The organism is Amycolatopsis sp. TNS106 (assembly GCF_019330265.1).
GTDB lineage: Bacteria > Actinomycetota > Actinomycetes > Mycobacteriales > Pseudonocardiaceae > Amycolatopsis > Amycolatopsis lurida.
On sequence record NZ_CP024972.1, the window covers coordinates 2,140,350 to 2,164,874 of the forward strand.

21 protein-coding genes and 1 pseudogene are annotated in these 24,525 nt (G+C 69.2%); 12 read left to right on the forward strand and 10 right to left on the reverse strand.

Features of this window, described 5'->3' with window-relative positions; all coding sequences use genetic code 11:
• Positions 1-11: 11 nt before the first annotated feature.
• Positions 12-716, reverse strand: coding sequence for a beta-ketoacyl-ACP reductase (gene fabG, locus CVV72_RS09615; RefSeq protein ID WP_016334125.1), 705 nt, complete (start codon positions 714-716; stop codon positions 12-14).
• Between the two features lie 190 nt (positions 717-906).
• On the opposite strand from fabG, the gene CVV72_RS09620 reads away from it, so the two are divergent.
• From CVV72_RS09620 to CVV72_RS09645, 6 genes are all read left to right on the forward strand, one after another.
• Positions 907-2,265 carry an MFS transporter gene (locus CVV72_RS09620; RefSeq protein WP_219152110.1) on the forward strand — a complete coding sequence of 453 codons (1,359 nt, stop codon included), beginning with the start codon at positions 907-909 and terminating at the stop codon, positions 2,263-2,265.
• 16 nt (positions 2,266-2,281) lie between these two features.
• Complete coding sequence (locus tag CVV72_RS09625) at positions 2,282-2,944, forward strand: response regulator transcription factor (RefSeq protein WP_255632617.1); 663 nt, start codon at positions 2,282-2,284, stop codon at positions 2,942-2,944.
• 4 nt (positions 2,945-2,948) lie between these two features.
• Entirely contained in the window at positions 2,949-4,352 is a 1,404-nt protein-coding gene (locus tag CVV72_RS09630) for a HAMP domain-containing sensor histidine kinase (RefSeq protein ID WP_219152112.1), read from the forward strand.
• Positions 4,349-5,290: a TAXI family TRAP transporter solute-binding subunit gene (locus CVV72_RS09635; protein WP_219152113.1), complete on the forward strand. Its 942-nt coding sequence runs from the start codon at positions 4,349-4,351 to the stop codon at positions 5,288-5,290. The genes CVV72_RS09630 and CVV72_RS09635 overlap by 4 nt, the downstream gene beginning before the upstream one ends.
• 112 nt (positions 5,291-5,402) lie before the next feature.
• Positions 5,403-6,719, forward strand: a complete 1,317-nt coding sequence (locus tag CVV72_RS09640; protein ID WP_219153893.1) for a lipase — start codon at positions 5,403-5,405, stop codon at positions 6,717-6,719.
• Between the two features lie 313 nt (positions 6,720-7,032).
• Positions 7,033-7,464 (forward strand): thioesterase family protein, encoded by a 432-nt coding sequence (locus CVV72_RS09645; protein ID WP_219152114.1) that lies wholly within the window; start codon positions 7,033-7,035, stop codon positions 7,462-7,464.
• Here the strand turns inward: CVV72_RS09645 and CVV72_RS09650 are convergent.
• Positions 7,452-9,047: an alkaline phosphatase gene (locus CVV72_RS09650; protein ID WP_219152115.1), complete on the reverse strand. Its 1,596-nt coding sequence runs from the start codon at positions 9,045-9,047 to the stop codon at positions 7,452-7,454. The two genes, CVV72_RS09645 and CVV72_RS09650, sit on opposite strands and share 13 nt — an antisense overlap.
• A gap of 111 nt (positions 9,048-9,158) precedes the next feature.
• Between CVV72_RS09650 and CVV72_RS09655 the strand changes: the two genes are divergently transcribed.
• Complete coding sequence (locus CVV72_RS09655) at positions 9,159-9,620, forward strand: tRNA (cytidine(34)-2'-O)-methyltransferase (RefSeq protein WP_219152116.1); 462 nt, start codon at positions 9,159-9,161, stop codon at positions 9,618-9,620.
• A 110-nt stretch (positions 9,621-9,730) separates the two neighbouring features.
• Here CVV72_RS09655 and CVV72_RS09660 read toward each other — a convergent pair whose 3' ends face one another.
• From CVV72_RS09660 to CVV72_RS09680, 5 genes are all read right to left on the reverse strand, one after another.
• The gene (locus tag CVV72_RS09660; protein WP_219152117.1) at positions 9,731-10,711 is read right to left on the reverse strand and encodes a VWA domain-containing protein; all 981 of its coding nucleotides are present in this window, start codon (positions 10,709-10,711) and stop codon (positions 9,731-9,733) included.
• Entirely contained in the window at positions 10,708-11,592 is an 885-nt protein-coding gene (locus tag CVV72_RS09665; protein WP_225950060.1) for a DUF58 domain-containing protein, read from the reverse strand. Before CVV72_RS09665 ends, CVV72_RS09660 begins: the two co-directional genes overlap by 4 nt.
• Positions 11,593-11,658: 66 nt before the next feature.
• Positions 11,659-12,729, reverse strand: a complete 1,071-nt coding sequence (locus CVV72_RS09670; RefSeq protein WP_034306533.1) for a MoxR family ATPase — start codon at positions 12,727-12,729, stop codon at positions 11,659-11,661.
• A gap of 116 nt (positions 12,730-12,845) precedes the next feature.
• Positions 12,846-13,388, reverse strand: a complete 543-nt coding sequence (locus CVV72_RS09675) for a molybdenum cofactor guanylyltransferase (RefSeq protein ID WP_219152118.1) — start codon at positions 13,386-13,388, stop codon at positions 12,846-12,848.
• A 2-nt stretch (positions 13,389-13,390) separates the two neighbouring features.
• Positions 13,391-14,746 carry an NlpC/P60 family protein gene (locus CVV72_RS09680; protein ID WP_219152119.1) on the reverse strand — a complete coding sequence of 452 codons (1,356 nt, stop codon included), beginning with the start codon at positions 14,744-14,746 and terminating at the stop codon, positions 13,391-13,393.
• Between the two features lie 341 nt (positions 14,747-15,087).
• Between CVV72_RS09680 and acnA the strand changes: the two genes are divergently transcribed.
• On the forward strand, positions 15,088-17,895 hold the full coding sequence (acnA, locus tag CVV72_RS09685) for an aconitate hydratase AcnA (RefSeq protein WP_219152120.1): 2,808 nt from the start codon (positions 15,088-15,090) through the stop codon (positions 17,893-17,895).
• Positions 17,896-17,969: 74 nt separating this feature from the next.
• Positions 17,970-18,773 carry an alpha/beta fold hydrolase gene (locus CVV72_RS09690; RefSeq protein ID WP_219152121.1) on the forward strand — a complete coding sequence of 268 codons (804 nt, stop codon included), beginning with the start codon at positions 17,970-17,972 and terminating at the stop codon, positions 18,771-18,773.
• Positions 18,774-18,831: 58 nt separating this feature from the next.
• On the opposite strand, the gene CVV72_RS09695 is transcribed toward CVV72_RS09690, so the two are convergent.
• The 3 genes and pseudogenes from CVV72_RS09695 to CVV72_RS09705 all read right to left on the reverse strand — a co-directional run bounded on the left by CVV72_RS09695 (position 18,832) and on the right by CVV72_RS09705 (position 21,678).
• Entirely contained in the window at positions 18,832-19,986 is a 1,155-nt protein-coding gene (locus CVV72_RS09695) for an IS481 family transposase (RefSeq protein ID WP_219145817.1), read from the reverse strand.
• Between the two features lie 171 nt (positions 19,987-20,157).
• Positions 20,158-20,589: pseudogene (locus tag CVV72_RS09700) on the reverse strand (MgtC/SapB family protein); the annotation flags it as partial.
• A 135-nt stretch (positions 20,590-20,724) separates the two neighbouring features.
• Positions 20,725-21,678 carry a LysR family transcriptional regulator gene (locus CVV72_RS09705; protein ID WP_219152122.1) on the reverse strand — a complete coding sequence of 318 codons (954 nt, stop codon included), beginning with the start codon at positions 21,676-21,678 and terminating at the stop codon, positions 20,725-20,727.
• A gap of 144 nt (positions 21,679-21,822) precedes the next feature.
• Here CVV72_RS09705 and CVV72_RS09710 point away from each other — a divergent pair, with 144 nt between their 5' ends.
• From CVV72_RS09710 to CVV72_RS09720, 3 genes are read left to right on the forward strand one after another with little or no spacing between them, the layout of a single operon-like run.
• Positions 21,823-23,241 (forward strand): MFS transporter, encoded by a 1,419-nt coding sequence (locus CVV72_RS09710; RefSeq protein ID WP_219153894.1) that lies wholly within the window; start codon positions 21,823-21,825, stop codon positions 23,239-23,241.
• A gap of 13 nt (positions 23,242-23,254) precedes the next feature.
• Positions 23,255-24,145, forward strand: coding sequence for an SDR family oxidoreductase (locus CVV72_RS09715; protein ID WP_219152123.1), 891 nt, complete (start codon positions 23,255-23,257; stop codon positions 24,143-24,145).
• A 15-nt stretch (positions 24,146-24,160) separates the two neighbouring features.
• Positions 24,161-24,508, forward strand: coding sequence for a darcynin family protein (locus CVV72_RS09720; protein WP_219152124.1), 348 nt, complete (start codon positions 24,161-24,163; stop codon positions 24,506-24,508).
• Positions 24,509-24,525: the final 17 nt, after the last annotated feature.

Genomic DNA, 24,525 nt, shown 5'->3' on the forward strand with positions numbered 1-24,525 from the left:
AAACGGGGACGTCAGTGGCCCATGCCGAGGCCGCCGTCGACCGGCAGCACCGCGCCGTTGACGTAACCGGCCTCTTCGGAGGCGAGGTAACGGACGGCGGCGGCGATCTCCGACGGCTCGGCGTACCGGCCGGAGGGAACCTGGGCGAGGATCTCCTTCTTGCGGTCCTCGCCGAGCTCGTCGGTCATGTCCGTGGCGACGAAGCCCGGCGCGATGACGTTCGACGTGATGTTGCGCGAGCCCAGCTCACGCGCGAGCGAACGGGCGAGACCGACGAGACCGGCCTTGCTCGCCGCGTAGTTGACCTGACCGGCGGACCCGGTGAGCCCGACGACGGACGAGATGAAGATGTAGCGCCCCCACTTGCCGCGCAGCATGCCGCGGGAAGCGCGTTTGGCGACCCGGTACGCGCCGGTGAGGTTGGCGTCGACCACGCGGGTGAACTGCTCCTCGCTCATGCGCATGAGGAGGGTGTCGTCGGTCATGCCGGCGTTCGCGACGAGGACCTCGACCGGGCCCTGGTGCTCCTCGACGAGCTTGAAGGCGGCGTCGATCTGTTCGGCGTCGGTGACGTCGGCCTGCACCCCGAAGAGGCCTTCGGGCGCGCCGGAACCGCGGTGCGTGATCGCGACCTTGTGCCCCTGCGCCGCGAGGTCCTTCGCGATTGCCAAACCGATACCGCGGTTGCCGCCGGTGACCAGTACCGACCGTCCCACAGAGCTCTCCTCGCCTCGTCGTGTCGCGCTGACGGCATGAGGTTATCGGCTCGCCGGGTTCGTGCCCGAGCCGCGCCACCCCTACCTCCGGGTAACCGCGACCGTCCTAAGCGGATGTTAGGAACCGCGCCGAAACCTTGCCCGGCCGTCACGGATTGTTCACCGTGAGCCGGAACACAGGAGGTCAAAGATGACAACCCGGATCGGCGAATCCACGCCGCCCGTGAGCGAACGTCGAGTCGTCGGCAACGTGCTGCGCGGCTCGATCGGCAACCTGGTCGAGTGGTACGACTGGTACGCCTACGCCGCTTTCACCACGTACTTCGCCAAGTCCTTCTTCCCCACCAAGGACACGACGGCGGCGTTCCTCGGCACCGCGGCGGTGTTCGCCGTCGGCTTCCTCATGCGACCGCTCGGCGGCTGGATGCTGGGCCGGTTCGCCGACCGGTTCGGGCGACGAAGCGCACTCGTGCTTTCCGTCACGTTGATGGCGGCGGGGTCGCTGATGATCGCGCTGACGCCGACCTACGCCACGATCGGGATCGCCGCGCCGATCCTGCTGCTGGTGGCCCGGCTCATCCAGGGGCTCTCGGTCGGCGGCGAGTATTCGACCTCCGCGACCTATCTGTCCGAAGTGGCCACTCCGGGCAAGCGCGGTTTCTACTCCAGCTTCCAGTACGTGACACTGTACGGCGGCCAGTTGCTGGCGCTCGGCCTCCAGCTGCTGCTGCAGGCCATCCTGACCGAGCAGCAGCTGACCTCGTGGGGCTGGCGGATCGCCTTCGTCGTCGGCGCGCTCGCCGCCGTCGTGGTGATGGTCCTGCGCCGCGGGATGGACGAGTCGGCCAGCTTCGAGGAGACCAAGGCCTCCGGCACCGGCAAGGACGCGGGCGACAAGGGCACGCTGCGGGCGCTGATCAAGTACCCCAAGGAGATCGCGCTCGTCGTCGGGCTCACCCTCGGCGGCACGGTGTCGTTCTACACCTTCGCCACCTACAGCCAGAAGTTCATGGAGAACACCGCGGGTATCCCGCGCCGGACGGTGACGCTGATCCTGTTCTGCGCGATCCTCGTCGCCGCGATCCTGCAGCCGTTCGCGGGCAAGCTGTCCGACCGGATCGGCCGTCGCCCGCTGCTGATGTTCTTCGGGATCGCGGGCACCCTGCTGACCGTCCCGATCATGACGCTGATGGGCGGGACGAAGGAGCCGGTACTGGCCTTCCTGCTGATGCTGGCCGGCCTGGTGATCGTCACCGGGTACACCTCGATCAACGCGATCGTGAAGGCCGAGCTGTTCCCGACGAAGATCCGCGCGATCGGCGTCGGCCTCCCCTACGCGCTCACCGTGGCGATCTTCGGCGGCACGGCCGAGCTCATCGCGCAGGCGCTCAAGGGGGCGGGCCACGAATCGGTGTTCTTCTACTACGTCGCGGGCTGTGTCCTGGTGTCGCTCGTCGTGTACGGCACAATGCGGGAAACCTCGAAGACCTCGGAGCTGGACAAGAAGAAGCAGCCCGAGCCCGAGCTCGTGTCCGGCCGCGAAGGCTAGGCGGGAAGGTGTGGCCGTGCGGGTGCTGCTCGTCGAGGACGACACCGGTGTCGCCGACGCGATCGCCGAAGCGCTGCAAACGCGCGGCCACACCGTCTCCCACGCGATCCGCGGCAGCGACGCGCTGCACCGGCATCGTGCGGCCGACGTGATCCTGCTGGATCTCAACCTGCCCGACATGCACGGGCTCGACGTGCTCAGGAAGGTCCGGCAGGTCTCGCCGGTGCCGGTGCTCGTGCTCACCGCGAGCGGGGACGAACGGTCCGTGGTGCGCGGGTTGCGGCTGGGCGCCGACGACTACCTGACCAAACCCGTCCGGCTGGCCGAACTGCTGGCGAGGATGGACGCGGTCGTGCGCCGCGCGGCCGTCTCCGCCGTACCGCAAGACGGCGTAGTCCGTATCGAGGACGTCGAGATCGACCTCGGCGCGCGACGCGTGCTGGTCGACGGGAACGACATCGGGCTCACCGCCAAGGAGTTCGCCGTACTGGCCGTGCTCGCCGCCCGGCCGGGCACGGCGGTGAGCCGTCAGCAGCTGATGGACGAGGTCTGGGGCGACGCGTACCTGGCCGTCTCCCGTTCGCTCGACGTGCATCTCACCCAGCTGCGCGCGAAGCTCGACAGGCCGGGACTGCTGACCACGATCCGCGGTTTCGGCTACCGGCTGGGCCGGGACTGACCCGGTGCGCACCCGGCTGCTGGTCGTCCTCGTCGCGCTCGCGCTGACCGTGGTCGCCGCGTTCGCGATCCCGCTGTTCGGGTCGACCGCCGCGCAGCGGACCCAGCAGCTGGTGATCGCCCGCAACGCCGACGTCGACCGGTTCGTCGTCCTGGCACAGCAAGCCGTCGACGCCGCCGACCCGACCGCGTTGGCAGTCGATGCCGAACGGTATTCGTCGTTATACGGCGAAGCCGTCGTGGTGGTCGACGCACGCGGGGTGCCGCTGGTGGAGACCGGCGGGATGACCGTCGCGGAACCCGTGGTCCGCTCGCTCGTCGAGGCGGCACTGCGCAATCAGCCCGCGAAGGGGCCGGAACAGCTGAGCCCGTGGTCGTCCGATCCGGTCCATTTCGCCCGTCCGGTGGGCACCGGGACCCGGGTGGCGGGCGTGGTCGTGCTTCGCGCTTCGGTGACCACGGCGGCGGCCGACGTCGCCGCCCGCTGGGCCGCGATCGTCGCGGGCGCGGTGCTGGTCGCGGCGGTGTTCGTGCTGCTCGCGGTCCTGCTGGCCCGCTGGATGGTGCGGCCGCTGCACGAACTGGAGACCGGCGTGCAGGCGGTGACGGAGGGGCATCGCGCCCAGGTCCCCGACCGGGCCGGGCCCCGCGAGCTGCGTTCCCTCGCGACATCGTTCAACCGGATGTCCGACGCCGTCGTCGAGGCGTCCGAACAGCAGCGCCGGCTCGTCGCGGACGCGTCACACCAGCTGCGCAATCCCATGGCCGCCTTGCGGTTGCGCGTGGACTCACTGGCCTCGCAGGTCGACGGGGACGGCCAGCGGGCCTACCGCGCGACCGTCGCGGAGGTCGAACGGCTGGAGTCCCTGCTCGACGGCCTGCTCGCGCTGGCGCTCGCCGAAAGCGCCGCCACCCGGCTCGCCGCGGGCGAGTCCGGCGACGAACCCTGCGACCTCCCGGCCGTACTGGCCGAACGGGTCGACGCGTGGCGTCCTTCGGCCGAAGACGCGGGAGTGCGCCTCGCGGCGGCGGAAGGCCACGACGAACCGGTGCCGGTGCGGTGCGCGGAAAGCGAGCTGGCTCAAGTCCTGGATGTCCTGCTGGACAACGCTGTGCACTACGCGGGACGCGGCGCGACGATCACCACCGGCTACGAAACCGGAGACACGACGGCGACCTTCTTCGTCTCCGACAACGGCCCTGGACTGTCCACAGAGGACCGTGAACGCGCGACCGAGCGGTTCTGGCGCGCCGGTGGTGACGGCGCGCCGCGCGGGACGGGCCTCGGGCTCGCGATCGCGAGTCAGCACGTGCTCGCCCGGGGCGGGACCCTCGAACTGCGCGAAGCGAAACCACAGGGGCTCGAAGTCCGCGTCGAACTCCCTCTCGCGACAGGGGAAAAGCCGTGACCGTCACCAGGCGCACCGCTCTTCTCGCCGGGCTGGCGACGCTCGCGGGTTGTTCGACGGCGGGCTACCGGGGCCCGGACCGCGAAGTCGTCATCGCGGCGGGTGAGAGCGGCGGATTCTATCTCGCCTTCGCGGAACTCCTGGCCCACCAGCTGCGCCTGGCGGAACCGCGGCTCCGCGCGACGGCCGTCGCCACCGAGGCCAGCGTCGAGAACCTTCGGCGGTTGCGGGACGGCCGGGCCGATCTCGGGCTCGTCCTCGGTGACGTCGCCGAGTCCGCGTTCGCCGGCGCGGATCCGTTCTCCGTCCCGATCGCGTTCTCGGCCATCGGCCGCGTCTACGAGAACTACCACCAGCTCGTGGTCCGGGCGGACGGCGGAGTGCGCTCGGTCGCCGATCTGGCCGGGCGGCCGGTGGCGATGGGCGCGAGCGGATCCGGCGTCGCGGTGTTCAGCACCCGCCTGTTCGCCCGCGCCGAAGTCCCGGTGAAGGCGAAGAACCTGCTCTTGGGTGCGGCGATCAACGCGCTGGCGGCGCACGAGGTCGACGCGCTGCTCTGGTCCGGCGGGATCCCGACCCCCGCGCTCACCGAGCTCAATCGGACGACTCCGATCACCCTCCTTCCGCTGGACACCCATCTCCCGGCCCTCCGCGCGGGCTACGGCCCGGTGTACGACCAGGTCCACGTACCGGCGCAGGCCTATCAGGGGGTCGGCGAGCTGCGGACGATCGGCGTCGCGAACCTGCTGCTGGCGGCTCCTTCGCTGCCCGACGACGTCGCGGCCGCGGTGGCGCGGGTACTGGCCGGGCACGCCGCCGATCTCGTCCCGGCGGCCGCGGTGGGAACGCAGTTCCTCGACGTCCGGACGCTGATCGGCACCGGCAAGGTCCCGCTGCACCCCGGAGCCGCCTCGGCCTACCGTGCCCTGCACGGGTGATCCGGGCTCCATCTTGAGAGGGATGCGCGTCGCACCGTGGCGCTGCCAGGGTCGGAACCAGGCGGCCATCGGGCCGCCCCGATCCGGAAGGACTCCAGCAGTGGGCGAATCCATGCGGTCGTCGCGACATGGGCCAGTGGGGACAGCGTCATCGAGACGCACCAGAGCGGTGCGGGGTTCGGCGCTGGTCGCGGGCCTCGCGCTCGCGGGCGGACTGGCGACGGCGGCCCCCGCCGTCGCTGCCGACCAGGCCGAACTCACCGCACCCGCGCTCACCGGCCAGTACGAAGTCGGCACGACGGACCTCCACCTCGTCGACCAGTCCCGCGCCGATCCGTGGAAACCGGACCGGCGCCGGGAACTCATGGTCACCGTCACCTATCCGGCGGACCGGTTCGCCGACGGACCGCGCGCGCCGTGGCTCACGCCGGTGATGAGCGCCGTCATCGACCAGGCACTGTCCGGTGAGGACTACCTCGGTCTCCCGGTCGGCTCCATCGACTGGGCGTCGGCGAAGCGGCGTGCCGAGTTCGGCGTTCCCGCGGCGCACGGCCCGGCCAAGCCGGTCGCGCTCTTCTCCCCCGGTTTCGGCGGGCCGCGAGAGACGTACTCGGCGATCGTCGACGATCTGGCCAGCCGCGGCTACGTCGTCGTCTCGCTCTCGCACACCTACGAGAGCGCCGCGGTCGAATTCCCCGGCGGACGGCTCGAAACGGCCGTATCGGGCGAAGGTCCGGACTTCATGAAGAAGGCACTCGACGCCCGGGTCGCCGACAGCCGGTTCGTACTCGACCAGCTGGCGAAGATCACCCGCGGCCAGAACCCGGACGCGGAGAACCGGCCGCTCCCCCGCGGGCTCGGCAGGTCGCTCGACCTGTCCAAGGTCGGCGCCTACGGTCACTCCTACGGCGGATTCACCGCGGGCGAGACGATGGTCCACGACCGCCGTGTCGACGCGGGGATCAACCTCGACGGCGCGATGGCGACCGCGTTCGGCTACCCGCCGGGCAGTGCCTACATCCCCGGTGAAGTCACGAAACGCGGACTCGACCGGCCGTTCCTGCTGATGGGCGCCGAGGGCGTCGACCCGAACGGGAAGCCGCTGGAGCACACGCACCGGCAGCCCGAGTTCGACCGCAGCTGGGCGGACTTCTGGGCCAACCAGCGGGGCTGGAAGCGAGACCTGCTGCTGCGCGGTGGAAGCACGCACATGGCGTACAGCGATCTGCAGATCGTGGTGCCGCAGCTCGGCTCGCGGGTGGCGCCGGAGAAACGTGAGGCGGTCATCGGCACGATCGATCCCCGCCGATCGCTGGCCGCGCAACGGGACTACATCGGCGCGTTCTTCGATCTGCACCTGAAGGGCCGCGACCGGCACCTGTTCGACGGCGAGTCGCCGCGCCACCCGAACATCGATTTCATCGACTGAGCCACAGTCCACAGGGGACGCTTTCGGGCGGTCACGAAGGGCTCACAGGTAAGGCAAATCTGGTGTGTCGCGAAAGCCACTTCCGGGACGTCTGGTGTCCTGAAAGTGGCTTTCGCGACACGAACCGCGGGCCCGTCGCCACACCAGCCCCAGTGTCACCGGGTCGGCAGGTAGCGAAGGGCCCCTTCACTACCCTCAAGGTAGGCGAGGAGGCCTTCACGGACCGATGCGCACCCGACCTCGACGTCGCGATTGCCTCGCCCCTCGAGAGAACCCGGCCCCGGGCGTTCATGCCGTCACGTAGGTTGGAACCGTGACCGAGCCACGGAAACCGATCGTCGAAATGCCGCTGCGCGTGCGCTACCACGAATGCGACGGGCAAGGCATCGTCTTCAACGCGCACTACCTCGCCTATGTGGACATGGCCATGTTCGAAGTGGAGAAAGTCCTCTTCGGCTCACACCAGGAAGCGCTGGCCCGCGGTGTCGACGTCGTCGTCGCCGAATCCAACCTCCGCTACCGCGCGCCCTGCAGCTACGACGACGAACTGGTCGTGGCCGTGTACCTGGACCACCTCGGCACGACCTCGCTGGTCATCGACTTCGAGATCACCCGCGACGGCGACCTGTGCACCGAAGTGAAGACCCGGTACGTCTTCGTCGACCCGAAGACGCTCAAGAAGGCGGCGCCACCCGCGTCGGTGCGCGAGGTGTACGCCGCCCTCCTGCCCGCTCAGGCGGACTGAACGCCGGGCCGCCGGTCTTCGACGACGTAGCTGGCGCGCGTGCTGATCGGCGCGCCGGGTGTGTTGACGAACGGAACCACCCGGAAGTCGCTCCGCCAGCGCTGCCGGTTGACGTTGACCCGGACGTACCCGCGCTGGCTGTTGAAGAACTTCATGTGCGGGTTGGCCTTCAGCAGATTCTCACCGCCGGGCGTCATGTCGGCGCCGTTGCCGCCGCTGGTGATCGACGTCCCGACGAACTCGCTCGCCACGGTGGGCGAATCCGGGTCGGCGAAGTCGCGCTTCAGGTCCCAGGCGTAGTTCTGGTGCCTGTCGCCGGTGATGACCACCAGGTTCCGCACCCCGCGGTCCTGCGCGGCGGCGAGCACGCGGTCGCGGTCGGCGACGTAGCCGTCCCACGGGTCGAGGTAGACGTTCGTCGCCTCGCCCGCGTCGGTGTCGGTCTGGCCCATCGGTGCCTGGTTGCCGAGGATCTGCCACCGCGCGCGGGACCGCGAGAAGCCGTCGAGCAGCCAGTTCCGCTGCTCCGAGCCGAGCAGCGTGCGGTTCTCGTCGAACCGTTCGGTGCAGTTCGCCGACTGGCCGTCCCCGCACGGCTGGTCGTCGCGGTACTGGCGGGTGTCGAGCATGGTGAAGTCGGCCAGCGTGCCGTAGCTCAGCCGCCGGTGGAGACGCGCGTCCGGCCCCTTCGGCAGCTGTGCGATGCGGTACGGCAGGTGCTCGTACATCGCCTGGAACGCCTCGGCACGCCGCTGCCGGAACACCGCGCGGTCCTGGTCCGGTTCCTTGTCGATCTGCGAGATGTCGCCCGCCCAGTTGTTCTCCACCTCGTGGTCGTCGTTGACGTGGATCCACGGGAAGGCGGCGTGCGCGGCCATCAGCGGCGCTTCGGATTTGTAGAGCGCGTACTGGAGCCGGTAGCGGGCCAGGTCGAAGGTCTCGCCCTTGAACTGCGGCCCCACCGGCGTCCCGCGGCCGACACCCGTGACGCCGCTTTCGTAGAGGTAGTCACCGAGGTGCACGACGAGGTCGAGGTCCTCCGCCGCCATGTGGTCGTACGCGGTGAAGTGCCCCGCCTCCCAGTTCTGGCAGGACGCGAACGCGAAGTTCAGCTCGCGCGGCGACGACCACGCGACCGGAGCCGTCCGGGTGCGGCCGACCGGAGAGATCTCGCCACCCGTGCGGAAACGGTAGAAGTACTCGTGGTCCGGCGCGAGGCCGTGGACCTCCGGGTGCACGGAGTGACCGAGTTCGGGCGTGGCGACCACGGAGCCGCGGCGGATCACGGCGCGGAAGCGCTCGTCGAGCGACACCTCGTACTCGACTCGGACCGGCGTACGCGGCATACCTCCGAAGCCGTCGGCCTCGTAGGGCTTCGGCGCGAGCCTGGTCCAGAGCACGACACCGCCGGGCAACGGGTCACCCGACGCGACACCGAGGGTGAACGGGTTACCGGCACCGCTCGCGAGCGGCATCGCGCCGGCGGCGTTCCAGGCACCGGTCCCCAGCAGGACTGCGGCCGCGCCGGCGGAGCCATATCCGAGGAAGCGACGCCGCGACAGGGGGTGAGGGAGCGAAGGCATGAAGCCCTCCTGTGGTGGGATGGTCACGGGCGGGCCTCATGCTCGTCCGGCTTTATGGCCACCCGGCCGCGCTCAGGCGAAGCGCCCGTGAACGAAAGACGATCAACCCTCGTGTTCCGCATCCTGTTCTACCGCCCCGAAATCCCGCCCAACACGGGTAACGCGATCCGCTTGACCGCGAACACCGGCTGCGAACTCCACCTGGTGGAGCCGCTCGGTTTCACGCTGGAGGACAAGCAGCTGCGGCGAGCCGGGCTCGACTACCACGACCTCGCGCGCGTCCATGTGCACGCGGATCTCGACGCGGCCTGGGCGGCCTTGCTGCCCGCCCGGGTCTTCGCGTTCAGCGCTTCGGCGACGCGGCTGCACACAGACGTCGCGTACGAGCCCGGGGACGTCCTGATGTTCGGGCCGGAGTCGGCCGGGCTGCCCGCGGAGGTGCAGGAGTCCGCCCAGGTGACCGACCGGGTGCGGCTGCCGATGCTGCCGTCGAGCCGGTCGTTGAACCTGTCGAACACCGCGGCGATCAGCGTCTACGAGGCTTGGCGGCAGAACGGCTTCGCGACTCCGTAGCTCCCGGCTCTGGCGCACCGCTGATGTCCCGAAAGCCACTTTCGGGACATCAGACGTCGCGAAAGTGGCTTTCGCAACGCGCGGTCGCCGACCACTCTCGGGCCAGACCGCTAAGGCAGTCTCTGCCCCAAGAACAGCGAGGCGGCGGCACCGATCATCAGCACCAGCGTCCCCAGGATCACCCAAGGCCGGCTCGCGTCGGCGTCCTTGAGCTCGTAGCCGATCTGCTCACCGAGGTCGTCGTACACGCGTTTCAGCTCTTCGGCGCTGGCGGCCTTGTAGAAGTCGCCACCCGAAAGCCGCGCGATCTCCTCCAGCGACTCGACGTCGACCTTGACTTCCTGCGGTTTGCCGTCGATGTCGACCGAACCGTGCGTGGTCCCGAACGCGATCGACGAGATCGGCACTTGAGCCTGCTTCGCCGCCTGCGCCGCCGTGTAGCCGCCTCGCGGGGCGTACAGGTCGTCCGGAACGGTCTGCTTGCCGTCACTCATCAGGACGATCCGGGCGGGAGGCGGGCCTTCCGCGCCGCCCACGATCGCCGAGAAGCTCTCGATCGACTGCAACGCGGCGAAAATCCCTTCACCGGTGGCCGTCGACTGCGCCAGCTTGAGATTGTCGATCGCCTTCACCACACCGCCGCGGTCGGTGGTCGGCGCGACCAGCACGGTCGCCGTCCCCGCGAAGGAGATCAGCCCGAGGTTCACGCCAGGCGTCATGTTCTGCGCGAACGAACGCGCCGACTCCTGGGCCGCCTTCAGCCGGGTCGGGGCCACGTCGGTCGCTTCCATCGACAGCGACGTGTCGATCACCAGCATCACGGTGGCCCGGTTGCGGGGCACCTTCTGCTCGGCCGTCGGCCCGGCGAGCGCGACGGTGAGCACCAGCAGCGACAGCACGATCAGGAGGGCGGGAACGTGCCGCACCCACCCCTGGCTCTTCGGCGCGACCTTCTCCAGCAGTTCCAGATTGGCGAACCGCATGGTGCGCTTGCGCCGCGCGCGCTGGGAAAGCACGTAGCCCACGGCCACCGCGGCGACCGCCAGCAGCAGCAGGAACCACCATGGCGAGGCGAATCCGGTGAGGCTCACGCGACACCACCGGACCAGCGGCGCTTGCGGGCCACCACGAACCGGACCATGTCCGCGATCCAGTCCGAATCGGTGCGCAGCACCAGATGCGCGGCACCGGCCCGGCGCAGCGCGGCCGCGACCTCCTGCCGGTGAGCGTGCGCCGCGGCGCCGAATTCCTTGCGCAGCAAGGCCGAAGCGTGCACTTCGCGCTGTTTCCCTGTCTCCGGGTCGGCCAGCACGACGGTGCCCACGTCGGGCAGGTCGATGTCGCGCGGGTCGAGGACTTCGATGGCGATGAGATCGTGGTGCCCGCCGAGCGCGCGCAACGGCCGCTGCCATTCGGTGTCACCGAGGAAATCGGAGATCACGACGGCCAGCCCGCGACGGCGGGGCGGGCGGCGCAGTTTTTCCAGCGCCGCGGCGAGATCCCCGCGGACACCTTCCTCGGCGCGCGGAGTCTCGGCGATCTTGCGGACCAGCCCTCGCGCGTGCGGGAGCCCGCCGCGCGCCGGGATCCGCGTGATGCTGCCCGCCCCATTGGAGACGAGCGCGCCGATCCGGTTGCCGCCACCGCCGGTCAGATGGGCGACCGCGGCCGTCGCGCAGACGACCAGGTCGCGCTTCTCGCACAGCGCGGTACCGAAGTCGAGGCTCGCGGACACGTCCGCCACCAGCCACGTCTCCAGTTCGCGGTCGGCGACGGTCTCCCGGATGTGCGGGCTCGTCGTCCGCGCGGTGACGGCCCAGTCCATGCGGCGGACGTCGTCACCGGGCTGGTACGGCCGGGCCTCCCCCGGTTCCGAACCGGGACCCGGCACCAGGCCGAGGTGGTTTCCCTGCAGCAGACCGTCGAGACGGCGGCGCACGTCGAGTTCGAGCGTGCGCAGGCCCGCCTCCATCCGCTCCCCGCGGAGTACCGGCGGAGCCCAGGAAGGACGTTCGCCCTTCTCGTTCTTCACGCTTCCCTACCTGACCGGTGCGCCGGCCGGGACCGGGCCGCCCTGTCCGGCGCCGCCCTGCGGACGGGCCGAGACCTGCGGCAACGGCACGGTCTGCAGCACCCGCGTGATGATGTGGTCGATGGGCACGCCGTCGGCCAGCGCGTCGTAGGACAGCACGAGCCGGTGACGCAGCACGTCGGGAACGACGTCGACGACGTCCTGCGGCAGCACGTAGTCCCGGCCGCGGACCAGTGCCAGCGCACGGGCCGCGGCGATGATGCCGAGGCTGGCGCGCGGCGAGGCGCCGTAGGACACCCAGCCCGCGACGTCGGCCAGGCCGTGGTCGTTCGGAGTACGGGTGGTGAGCACGAGCCGGACGACGTAGTCGACCAGCGCGTGGTGCACGAAGACCTGCGAAGCGACGTTCTGCAGCCGGACCAGTTCGGCCGGGGTCAGCACCTCTTGCGGGGTGGGCGGGGTGACGCCCATCCGGTAGATGATCTCCCGCTCCTCCTCGGCCGTCGGGTACTCCACGACGATCTTGAAAAGGAAGCGGTCACGCTGTGCCTCGGGAAGCGGGTACACACCCTCGTTCTCGATCGGGTTCTGCGTGGCGAGCACGAGGAACGGGTCGGGCATCGGGAAGGTCTGGCCGCCGATGGACACGTGCCGCTCGGCCATCACCTCGAGCATCGCCGACTGCACCTTCGCCGGCGCGCGGTTGATCTCGTCGGCGAGCACGAAGTTCGCCACCACCGGGCCGAGTTCGACGTCGAACCGTTCGGCGCCCTGTCGGTAGATCCGGGTGCCGAGGATGTCGGCGGGGACGAGGTCCGGGGTGAACTGCACCCGCGAGAACGAACCGCCGACCACGCGCGCGAAGGTCTCGACGGCGAGGGTCTTCGCGACACCGGGAACGCCTTCGAGCAGGAGGTGTCCCCTGGCCAGCAGACCGACCAGCATCCGCTCGACCAGCCTGTCCTGGCCGACGATGATCCGCTTGACCTCGAACACGGTCCGCTCAAGCAACTGGGCGTCCCGCGCCGGCGTTCCGGGCTGCTGCTGCGCGCCGTCGGCGTAGCCGGGCTCGGTCACTGTGCCTCCTGTGTTCCCCGCTTGCGTACATGCGTCCGGATGTGACCGTAGTGGTCGGTGACACAGCCGTTCGTGACGGTAGCCAACCCGATCAGCGGTATGACGGCTGTGAAGCTCTAGGAGAGCCGGTCCAGATCTTCCGGCGTGTCGATGTCGTCGCTTTCGCCCGGCTCCTCGGGCACCTCGACGATCTCCAGTCCACCCAGCGTCCGCCGCAGCGACGCGTTCTCCACCGTCTCCGGCAAAGCCGAGCGCAGTGCCTCCGCGCGCCATGCGCCGAGCAGCCACTGCCGCTCCCCCGAGGCGTCGACCAGCACCGCACCCGCAGCCGTGCCGATCCCGGCCAGCAGCCGGTCCACAGTGGACTTCCGGACGCCCGCGAGATCACCGGCCAGCACCACGACGAGCTCGGTGCGCACCACCGCGAGCCCGGCGGCCAGCGCGGCCACCGGTCCCGTTCCCGGCGAGGACTCCCGGGTCCAGACGACGTCGCCGAATCCCGGCCGTTCCGGGCCGACGACGATCACCGGATCGGCGTCCGCGAGCGCGGCCAAAGCCCTGGCCAGCAACGGTTTCCCGCCGACGGGAAGCGCGGGTTTGTCCACACCGGACAGGCGACGCGCGGCGCCGCCCGCCAGCACGATCCCCGCGAAGGGCACGCTCAGCCGATCAAGCGGGTCGCGTACGGCATGATGCCGCCGTAGCGCACCGGCGCGATGCGGACACGCAGGCCCGACTGCGGCGCCTCGACCATCTGCCCGTTCCCGAGGTACATCGCGACGTGGTGGATGCCCCGCGCGCTGCCGCCCCAGAAGAGCATGTCGCCGCGGCGCATCTGCGAGAGCGGCACCTTCCGCCCGGCGTTGTACTGGTAGCCGCTGTAGTGCGGGAGCGACTTCACCCCGGCGAACGCGTAGATCATCAGGCCCGAGCAGTCGAAACCGATCTTGTTGTAGTCGCCGTAACGGTCCGCCGTGCCTCCGTCGCGGATACCGCGGGTCGGGCCGGACGTGTTGCCACCGCCCCAGGCGTACACCACTCCGAGCTGGGACAGTGCCCGCCGGACCACGGCTTCGACGCTCGCCCCGGCCGGGGCCGACTGGACGGGCCTGGCCGTCGGACGGCCACCGCCACCTTGGCTGGGGCTGGGCCTCGACGCGGCGAGAGCGGCCTGACGGGCACGCTCTTCATCCTCGCGGGCCTTCTGCGCCTTCCAGTCCTCGTAGCGCTGCCGCTGCCCCTGCAGGCCGCTGACCTTCTGCTGAGCTTCGAAGAGCTGCTTCTCGACGCTTGCCTTGTCGGCTTCGAGCTTGTCGTTCTGCGCGGCTTGGGTGTCCTGCGCGTGCTGCGCGGCGCTCTGGGCGTTGTCGGCCTCGTGCTTGGCCGCCTCTGCCGCGCGCTTGCGCTCCTGCGCGATCTCCAGCTTCTTGCGCGCGGTCGCGTCCTTGTTGGACTTGTCCGTCTGCGCGCGCTTCATCGTGTCGAGCGCGTTGAGCCTGCTGCCGCCGACCGCGTCGAGCATCTGGGCGCGGCCCAGCAGCTCCTTCGGGCTGTTGGCCGTCAGGTACGCCGAAACCGAGCCGATCGTGCTGCCCTGCTGGAAGCTGGCGGCGGCGAACCGGTCGAGGTCCGCACGGGCCTTGTCGATGGCGGCCTGCGCCGCGTCGGATTCGGTGCGCGCGGACTTCGCGTCACGATCGGCCTGCGCGGCTTCGTCCTGCGCGGTCTCCGCGTCGACCCTCGCCTTGTTGGCCTCTTCCATCTTCAGCTCGACGTCGTCGTTGAGCTGAGCGAGCTTCGACTCGGCCTGGGCCAGCTGGTTCGTGAGCCTGCCGACGTCACCCGCCTTGGCGTTGGCCTCGGCCTTGCTGGAGTTGATCTCGGAGTCGCTGGGGTTCGGCGGCGGCGGCGGTACCGCGATGGCGGTACCGGTCACCCCGAGCAACAGGGCGATTCCCAGCGCGCCGATGGTCGTGCCACGGCGGGCACCGGCCCCAGACCCGGTTTCACCACGCACGATCCACCCACCTCCCGATCTTGAACAACGACCTCACTGTGCCACTGCCGTCACAGCATTACCAGAAGCACCACCAGGAACTTACACACCGTAGGCACCATTTCCCCTCAACGGGGGACGAACAGACGAACGCTTCGTCACTCGAACGGCCGCAGGTGGATGAGACGTTCCTGACGCGCGTGTCGGCTTGCCAGGTAAAAAGGACGGGCGTACTGTTTGAAGAGACGAACGAGGTGTGCCATCCCGCGTCCGGACCTACGGTGGGGGTGCGCAAGACTCGCTCCCGGCCGACCCGAACGGCCTGGAGAACTCACCGAACTGACCCGCCACTGGAGTTAGAAGTGACCGCACCCGCCAGCAAGGACAGCTTCGGCGCCAAAGACACGCTGAAGGTGGGCGACGCCTCCTACGAGGTGTTCCGCCTGAACAAGGTCGAGGGCTCCCAGCGCCTTCCCTACAGCCTGAAGATCCTGCTCGAGAACCTGCTGCGGACCGAGGACGGCGCGAACATCACCGCCGACCACATCCGCGCGCTCGGCAACTGGGACGCCAAGGCCGACCCGTCGATCGAGATCCAGTTCACGCCCGCCCGCGTGATCATGCAGGACTTCACCGGCGTGCCCTGCGTCGTCGACCTCGCCACGATGCGCGAGGCCGTCACCGACCTCGGCGGCGACCCGGACAAGGTCAACCCGCTCGCCCCCGCAGAGCTGGTCATCGACCACTCCGTGATCATCGACGTCTTCGGCCGCGCCGACGCCTTCGAGCGCAACGTCGAGATCGAGTACGAGCGCAACCGCGAGCGCTACCAGTTCCTTCGCTGGGGCCAGGGCGCCTTCGACGAGTTCAAGGTCGTCCCGCCGGGCACCGGCATCGTCCACCAGGTCAACATCGAGCACCTCGCGCGCACGGTGATGTCCCGCAACGGCCAGGCCTACCCCGACTCCTGTGTCGGCACCGACTCGCACACCACCATGGTCAACGGCCTCGGCGTGCTGGGCTGGGGCGTCGGCGGTATCGAGGCCGAGGCCGCCATGCTGGGCCAGCCGGTCTCCATGCTCATCCCGCGCGTCGTGGGCTTCAAGCTCACCGGCGAGATCCCGACCGGCGTGACCGCCACCGACGTCGTGCTCACCATCACCGAGATGCTGCGCAAGCACGGTGTGGTCAGCAAGTTCGTCGAGTTCTACGGCGAGAGTGTCGGCGCGGTGCCGCTGGCCAACCGCGCCACCATCGGCAACATGAGCCCGGAGTTCGGCTCCACCGCGGCGATCTTCCCGATCGACGAGGAGACCGTCCGGTACCTCAAGCTCACCGGCCGCTCCGAGGAGCAGGTCGCGCTCGTCGAGGCCTACGCCAAGGAGCAGGGTCTCTGGCACGACCCGTCGCACGAGCCGGAGTACTCCGAGTACATCGAGCTGGACCTGTCGACGGTCGTCCCGTCGATCGCCGGCCCGAAGCGCCCGCAGGACCGCATCGAGCTCACCGATGCGAAGAACTCGTTCCGCAAGTCGATTCACGACTACGTCGGCGGCGAAGAGGTCCCGCACACCAACGTGGACGAGGCCGTCGAGGAGTCCTTCCCGGCCAGCGACCCGGCCGCCCTGTCGTTCAAGGACGAGGGCGCGGTCGACATCCAGTCGGCGGCGAACGGCCACAGCGGCCGCCCGACCAACCCGGTCAAGGTCAGCACCTCCGACCGCGGCGAGTTCATCCTCGACCACGGCGCCGTGGTGATCGCCTCGATCACCTCCTGCACCAACACCTCCAACCCGTCGGTCATGCTCGGCGCGGCGCTGCTCGCCCGGAACGCGGTCGACAAGGGCCTCGCGGTCAAGCCGTGGGTCAAGACCTCGATGGCGCCGGGTTCGCAGGTCGTCACCGACTACTACGACAAGGCCGGCCTCTGGCCGTACCTGGAGAAGCTGGGCTACCACCTGGTCGGCTACGGCTGCACCACGTGTATCGGCAACTCCGGCCCGCTCTCGGACGAGATCTCCGCGGCGATCCAGGAGAACGACCTCACCGCGGTTTCGGTGCTCTCGGGCAACCGGAACTTCGAAGGCCGCATCAACCCTGACGTGAAGATGAACTACCTCGCGTCGCCGCCGCTGGTCATCGCGTACGCGCTCGCCGGCACGATGGACTTCGACTTCGAGACCCAGCCGCTCGGCCAGGACTCCGAAGGCAACGACGTCTTCCTGAAGGACATCTGGCCGTCGGCCAAGGAGATCCAGGAGACCATCGACTACGCGATCACGCAGGAGATGTTCACCAAGGACTACGCCGACGTCTTCGACGGTGGCGAGCGGTGGAAGTCGCTGCCCACCCCCGAAGGCAAGACCTTCGACTGGGACGCGGAGTCCACCTACGTCCGGAAGCCCCCGTACTTCGAGGGCATGCAGGCGGAGCCCGCCCCGGTCACCGACATCTCCGGCGCGCGCGTGCTGGCGAAGCTGGGCGACTCGGTCACCACCGACCACATCTCCCCCGCCGGCGCGATCAAGCCGGGCACCCCGGCCGCGCAGTACCTGACCGAGCACGGCGTGGAGAAGAAGGACTTCAACTCCTACGGCTCGCGTCGCGGTAACCACGAGGTCATGATCCGCGGCACCTTCGCGAACATCCGGCTGCGCAACCAGCTGCTGGACGACGTGCAGGGCGGCTACACCCGCGACTTCACCCAGGACGACGCCCCGCAGGCGTTCATCTACGACGCGGCGCAGAACTACGCGGCGCAGGACATCCCGCTGGTCGTCCTGGGCGGCAAGGAGTACGGCTCCGGTTCGTCCCGTGACTGGGCGGCCAAGGGCACGCGCCTGCTGGGCGTGCGCGCGGTGATCACCGAGTCGTTCGAGCGCATCCACCGGTCGAACCTGATCGGCATGGGTGTCATCCCGCTGCAGTTCCCGGCGGGCGAGTCGGCCTCGTCGCTCGGCCTCGACGGCACCGAGACGTTCGACATCTCGGGCATCACGAAGCTGAACGACGGCGAGACCCCGCGCACGGTCCACGTCACCGCGACGAAGACCGACGGCACCAAGGTGGAGTTCGACGCGGACGTCCGCATCGACACCCCGGGTGAGGCGGACTACTACCGCAACGGCGGCATCCTGCAGTACGTCCTGCGGAAGATGACCAAGGCGTAAGCACGGCAAACGAAGGCCCCTTTCCCCGCACTTCGGGGAAAGGGGCCTTCGTCGTTCTTCGGTACCGTGCGGGTATGACCACGGGGAGAGTTCAGGTCGAAAACGGCGAATTGGCGTACGAGGTCCGGGGCGACGGCGATCCGGTGATCCTGCTGCACGGCGGGATCCTCGACTCCCGGATGTGGGACGCCGAGATGACGGCGCTTGCACCACACCACACCACCGTCCGGTACGACGTGCGCGGACATGGCGAGTCGTCCACGCCGACGCAGCGGTTCAAGCACTACGAGGATCTCCGCGAGCTGATGGCCGCGCTGGGCCTCCCCCGCGCGTCGCTGGTCGGGTTGTCCGGCGGCGGGCGGATCGCGGTCGACTTCGCGCTGACCTACCCGGATCTGGTCGAGAACCTCGTACTCGTCGCCACCGGGCTCAGCGCGATGGTGACGAAGGATCCTTTCGTCTTGGAACAGAACAAGAAGCTCGAGGAGGCCGGCTCCAGGGGCGATCTCCCCGGCGCCATCGAATGCATCCTGCGCATGTGGGTGGACGGGCCGCGGCGCGCACCCGCGGACGTCGATCAGCGAGTCCGGCGGCTGTGCCAGGAGATGTACACGCAGACGGTCGTGCGGCACGGACTCTCCGGCTTCACGCTGATGGACGAACTTCGGGCCGTCGAACGTCTTGGCGAGCTGACCTCGCGCACTCTGACCTTGGTGGGAGATCTGGATTCCTCGGACATCCTGGCCATCGCCTGCCGGATCGAAAGCGAAGCACGCGACGCCCGGAAACTGGTCGTCCCCGGGGTCGCGCACATGATCAATCTGGAGAAACCCGCCGAGTTCTCGCGGACGGTGCTGGATTTCCTGGCCTGCTCGTGAGTGGTAAGGACGGTTCTAACCGTCTGTCCTGTTTCAGGACTTCGTGAACAGATGTGTTTCAGGACTTCGTGAACGGTTTCTGGTTGGTGAGACGTTGGTAGCGTACTGAGCGGTTGAGTGTGAGCTGGTGGGTGACCGTGTCGCCGATCATGATGGTGATGCGGTCGCCTTGCCAGAACACGGTCGCGGTGTGGCCTGCCCAGCGTCGGCCGAGGACGATGGAGCAGCCGGAGAACGCGATGACGCCGGTGGCGGATATCGGCCGCTGGGTGGTGCCGCTGGGGGCTTGCCGGTTGGTGGATGGCGCGGTTTTGGGGCTGGCGTCGTAGCGTTGCTGCGGGGTCTGGCCGTCGAGGCTCTGGTGCCGTCGCTGGGTGTTGTAGGTGTGCCGGTATTGGTCGAGAAGGTGTTGCAGGGCAACGAGGTTCTCGGCTGGGGGTCGTGCGGCGAGCCACTTTTGCAGGGTTTGGTGGACGCGTTCGTTCTTCCCGCAGGTCTGCGGGTGATAGACCGAGGAGGCGATCGTGGTGACACCCTCTCCGGCGAGGTGGCGTTCCAGCTCGACCATGAGGCCACGGTGCTTGCCGGAGAAAGCCAAGCCGTTGTCGGAGAGCACTTTCACCGGTACTCCGTAGCCGGCGAAGGCCTGCTGCAACGCCGCCCAGGTGTCAGCACTGTTCTCGCTGGCCGCGGCGTAGGTGCCGACGTCGAGGCGGGAATGGTCGTCGAGGATCTGGATGATGCAGACCTTCTGCCCATCGGCCAGGTAGTACTCCATGCCATCGATCTGCCAGCACCCGTTGGGGTCGGCGTATTCGAACCGGCGCCTCGTGCGGGGCCTCTTTCGCGGCTCCGGGGTGATCTGGCCGCGATCACGCAGGATCCGGTAGATCGCCGACCGTGACGGCAACGGCTCGAACCCGGCGTCTTCCAGCCGCCAGTGGATCGAGATCGGCCCGTTGTCCCAGCCCTCGTCCTCGAGCTCTTTGCGGGCCCGCAGCACCGCCTCGGCCACTTCCGGCCCGAACGCGGTCGGATGGTGACGCGGAGCGGTGCTGCGGCGGATGAACCCATCCACGCCCTCGGCTTTGAACCGGGTCACATACTTGTGGAACACGCCCCGGGAGATGCCGCGGTCACGGCAGAACCCCGAAATGTTGATCTTCTCGCCCGCGGCGACCCGCGCAACCGCGGCGACGAACTCAGGATCCATCGAAAACCCTGTACTGCCCATCGCCGGATGATCACCACAAACACCCTGGTCATCACGCCGACAGGCCGGTCAGTGTTCACGATGTCCTGAAACATCAACTGTTCACGATGTCCTGAACTCAGACAGACGGTTCTAACCGTCCTTACCACTCACGAGGTCGTCTTCCCGGTGTTCCGGGCGGCGGTCGACGACGCGGCCGAGCGGGCGCAACAGCACGTTGACCCCGACGATCACCACGGTCCCGGCGAGCGCGACGACGTAAAGTCCCGCTCCCGCAAGGGATCCGACGGCAGCCGAGCACCACAGGGTGGCCGCGGTGTTGAGCCCGCGCACGTTCAGCCCGTCCCGCAGGATCACCCCGGCGCCGAGGAAACCGATACCGGAGACGATCTGGGCGGCGACGCGCGTCGGGTCGGCGTCACCGCTGGTGTTCAGCCCGCCGAAACCGTGGGCGGACAACAGGACGAAGAGGGTCGCGCCGACGGCGACGAGGGCGTTGGTGCGGAGTCCGGCCATCCGGGCGCGGTACTGGCGCTCGATGCCGATGACGGCGCCGAGACCGACGCCGGTGCCGACCCTGAGCAGCATTTCGAAGGTGTTCATGATTCCGGCTCTTTTCTGGCGTGCGTACACAAAGCCAGACAGGGAAAGGAGACCGGAGCAGGTCAGCGCACCGCGCACACGGGTGAACGGCGACCACGTCCGGTCGGTCCAGAACTGTCTTCCGGCATGTGCCGCTCACCTCGCTTTCGTACTCGATCGGTGATGATCAACCTTCGAGACTGTACCACCGGACGAGCCGAGCACGGCGTGGATCGTGTCACGCAGCCAGCGCTGGGCCGGGTCGGCGTCGAGCCGCGCGTGCCAGAGCTGGCAGACCTCGATGGGAGGGAGATCCGCGGGGATCGGGAACCAGCGGATGCCGAGCGACCGGCCGTACTGTTCGGCGAGCCGCTGGGGCGCGAGCCCGATGTAGTCGCTCGACGCGACCAGGAACGCGGCGACGGCGGAGGTGGGGACGACCGCCGCGACCCGGCGCTGGAGACCGGCCGCCTCGAGCACGTCGTCGAGCGGTCCCCTGCCCCGGCCGCGCCGTGACGCGGAAACGTGCGGATACCGGCAAAGCTGCCTCAGCGTCGGACGGCGCACATCGCCGAGCGGGCCGTCCGCCCTGACGATCGCGACCACTCGTTCGTTGTACAGCAGCGTCGAACGGATGTCGGGCGCGGCGATGCCGCCCGCGCCGATGTCCAGATCCACGGAACCATCCCGCAAGGCCTCGGTGCTTTCGCTCCCCTCGGCGACGAAACGCAGGACGACACCCGGCGCGACCGCGGCGGTCGCCTCGGCGGCGGCCGTCACCAGTGTCGCGGCGACACCGTCGTTGATGCGGATGGTGAAGGTGCGTTCGAGGTCGCCGATCGCCAGTTCGCGGTCGGCACTGATCAGGGCCGACGCCTCGTCGAGCAGGGATCGCACCCGTGGGGCCGTCCGGAGCGCGAACGGCGTCGGCACCATGCCTCGGCCGGCGCGCACCAGGATCGGGTCACCCATGGCCCGCCGCAACCGGCCGAGCGCCCGGCTGGCCGCCGGGATCGACAGATGCAGCCTTTCGGCCGCAGCTGTCACGCTGCCCTCCCGTAGCAACGCGTCGAACACGCGCAAAAGGTTGAGGTCCAGCTGGTCGGCCATGGTTGCATCGTACGCAACTCTAGGTTGCCAAAGTTGCGTCGCACGAAGAACCGGCAGGCCCATAGCGTCGAGGACATGCCACTCCGACTTCAAGTCCGCGACGTCCCCGAAGCCGCACCGGACCGGCGCGGCCTGCTCGCCGTCATGTGCGCCTGTGTCGTGCTCATGGTCGGCATGGTCGCCGCGATCAACCTCGCCGTCCCGATGCTGGCCGCGAGCGACCTCCGCCCGTCCGCGTCGGCACTGATCTGGATCGTCGACACCTACGTCGTCTTCTTCGCCTGTCTCGTGATCCCCGGCGGAGCGGCGGGCGACCGCTTCGGCCGCAAGGGCGTCCTGCTCGCCGGTCTGGCCCTGTTCGCGCTCGGCGCGCTGCTGTCGGCGCTCGCGCCGAGCGTGCCCTTCCTGCTGGCGGGCCGGGCGATCACGGGGATCGGGGCCGCCGCGGTGCTGCCCAACACGCTCGCCGTCCTGCTGCACGCCGTCCCTGCCCAGCGCAAGGGCATGACCATCGCGACCTGGGCCTCGATGACCGGGATCGGCGGTGTCCTGGGGAACGCCGGTGGCGGCGCGGTGCTGGCAGGCGGATCGTGGCGCTGGCTGTTCGCGGCCGCCGTCCCACTCTCCTTGGTGCTCCTCGCCCTGACCGCCCGGATCGCGCCGGTGTCCCCGCGGCACGACCGGCCGCTCAGTCCGCTCGGTGCCGTCCTGCTCGTCGGCGCGTCGGTCGCGTTGCTGCTCGGTATCGTCGAAGGCCCCGAAGCGGGTTGGGGCAGCCCACTCGTCCTGTGCGGATTCGCCGGCGCGGTCGTGCTTTTCGCCCTGTGGACGTTCGTGGAACTGAAGGCCGAACACCCGCTTCTCGATCCACGGTTGTTCAAGGTGCCCGCGCTGCGCAGTGCCTGTCTCGGCATGACCGCGATCTTCTTCGGGATGTTCGCGCTGTTCTACGTCAACGCGTCCTTTCTCCAGTACGGCAAAGGGTTCAGTGTGCTGCTGACCGGCCTCGGGATCATCCCGCTGACCGTCCCGGTCATCGTCGGCGCGAGGCACGCCGGCATCCTCGTCCGGCGCCTGGGTGTCGACGCCACGGTCGCCATGGCCTTCGTCTTCTGCGGCTGCGGCCTCATCGGACTGTCCACAAGCGACTCTTCGACGCCGTATCCGGGCTACGCGGCCTGGCTCGTGGTGACCGGCATCGGTGTCACGCTCGCCCTCCCGACGCTGTCCGCCGCGATCTCCGGTTCGCTGCCTCCCGCCCAGGCCGGGGTCGGCGCCGGGCTGCAGGCCACCACCAGGGAATTCGGCAGCGCGCTCGGTGTCGCGGTCATCGGCACCGTCCTCACCGGACGGTTCGTCGCCGCGCTGCCGTCCGATGTCCGAGCGGACCACGACCCGCACACCGTGGCGCAGGCGCTGGCGGCCGTACCCGGCCGCTCTCCCGAAGTGATCTCCGCGTTCGTCACCGCCGCGAGCACGGCGCTGCGGGTGATCGGCGTCAGTGTGCTCGCCCTCGGGGCGCTCGTCGTCCTGCAATCACGGCTTTCCCGTAACCCCAAGTAGAAGGAGCATTCCCATGCGGGTATTCATCACCGGGGCGACCGGCTGGATCGGCTCGGCCGTCGTGGACGAGTTGCTCGACGCCGGTCACGAGGTCACCGGCCTCGCCCGGTCCGACGCCTCGGCCGCCGCGCTCGACCGGAAGGGCGCCCGGATCCGCCGCGGAGACCTGGACGATCTCGACGGTCTCCGCGTAGGCGCCGAAGAGGCCGACGCCGTCATCCACCTGGCGAACAAGCACGACTGGAGCGACCCCGCCGAATCCAACCGGGCCGAACGGGCGGCCGTCGAGACCTTCGCCGGCACTTTGACGGGGACGGGCCGGGCCTTCGTTCTCGCCGCGGGCCTCTCCACCCTGGCCCGGGGGCGTCCCGCCACCGAGGCCGACCTCTCCCCCGCCGTCGGCCCCGAATCCCATCGTGGCGGCGCCGAGAACCTCGCGCTCGAATACGCGGAAAAGGGCATGCGGGTGATCAGTGCCCGGTTCGCGCCATCGGTGCACGGCGTGGGCGACCGCGGATTCCTCGCCGCCCTCGTCGCGGCCGCACGCGAGCACGGCGTCTCCGGCTACGTCGGCGACGGCGCCACGGCCTGGGCCGCCGTGCATCGCACCGACGCCGCCCGGCTCGTCCGGTTGGGGCTGGAAGGCGCACCCACCGGCACGCTACTCCACGCGGTCGCGGAAGAAGCCGTCACGACTCGGGAGATCGCCGAAGCCGTCGGGCGCACGCTCGGCCTTCCGGTGGTATCCGTGGCACCGGAGAACGCCACCGAGCACTTCGGCTTCGTCGGCCGGTTCTTCGCGCTCGACATGTCCGCGTCGAGCGCGCGCACCCGAGAACTCCTCAAGTGGACCCCGCACGGACCGAGCCTGGCCGAGGACATCGAAGCCGGCGCCTACGCCTGACCGAAAGGGAACACCATGTCCGAAGTGACCGCGTTCATGCTGGTGAAGACCACGACGGAGTGGCTCGGCCTCACCGTCGAGCAGCGGGTGGAGGCCTTCAAAACCGAGATCCTCCCGGTGATCGAGAGCAAGGTGAAGGGTGTCCGGTCCCGGTTCTTCGACACCGAGTTCTACTCCGCGCGAGTGACCGACGTGTGGGTGTGGGAAGCCGACGACCATCACTCGTACCAGTTGCTCGTCGAGGCGCTGCGTGAGACGCCCTTCTGGGACCGGTACTTCGACGTCGTCGACCTCCTTGTCGGGGTCGAGAACGCGTACGCGTCGAACTACGGTCTCGACGCCTACGCGAGCGTCAACGTCTGAAACCGGCGGGTGAGCCA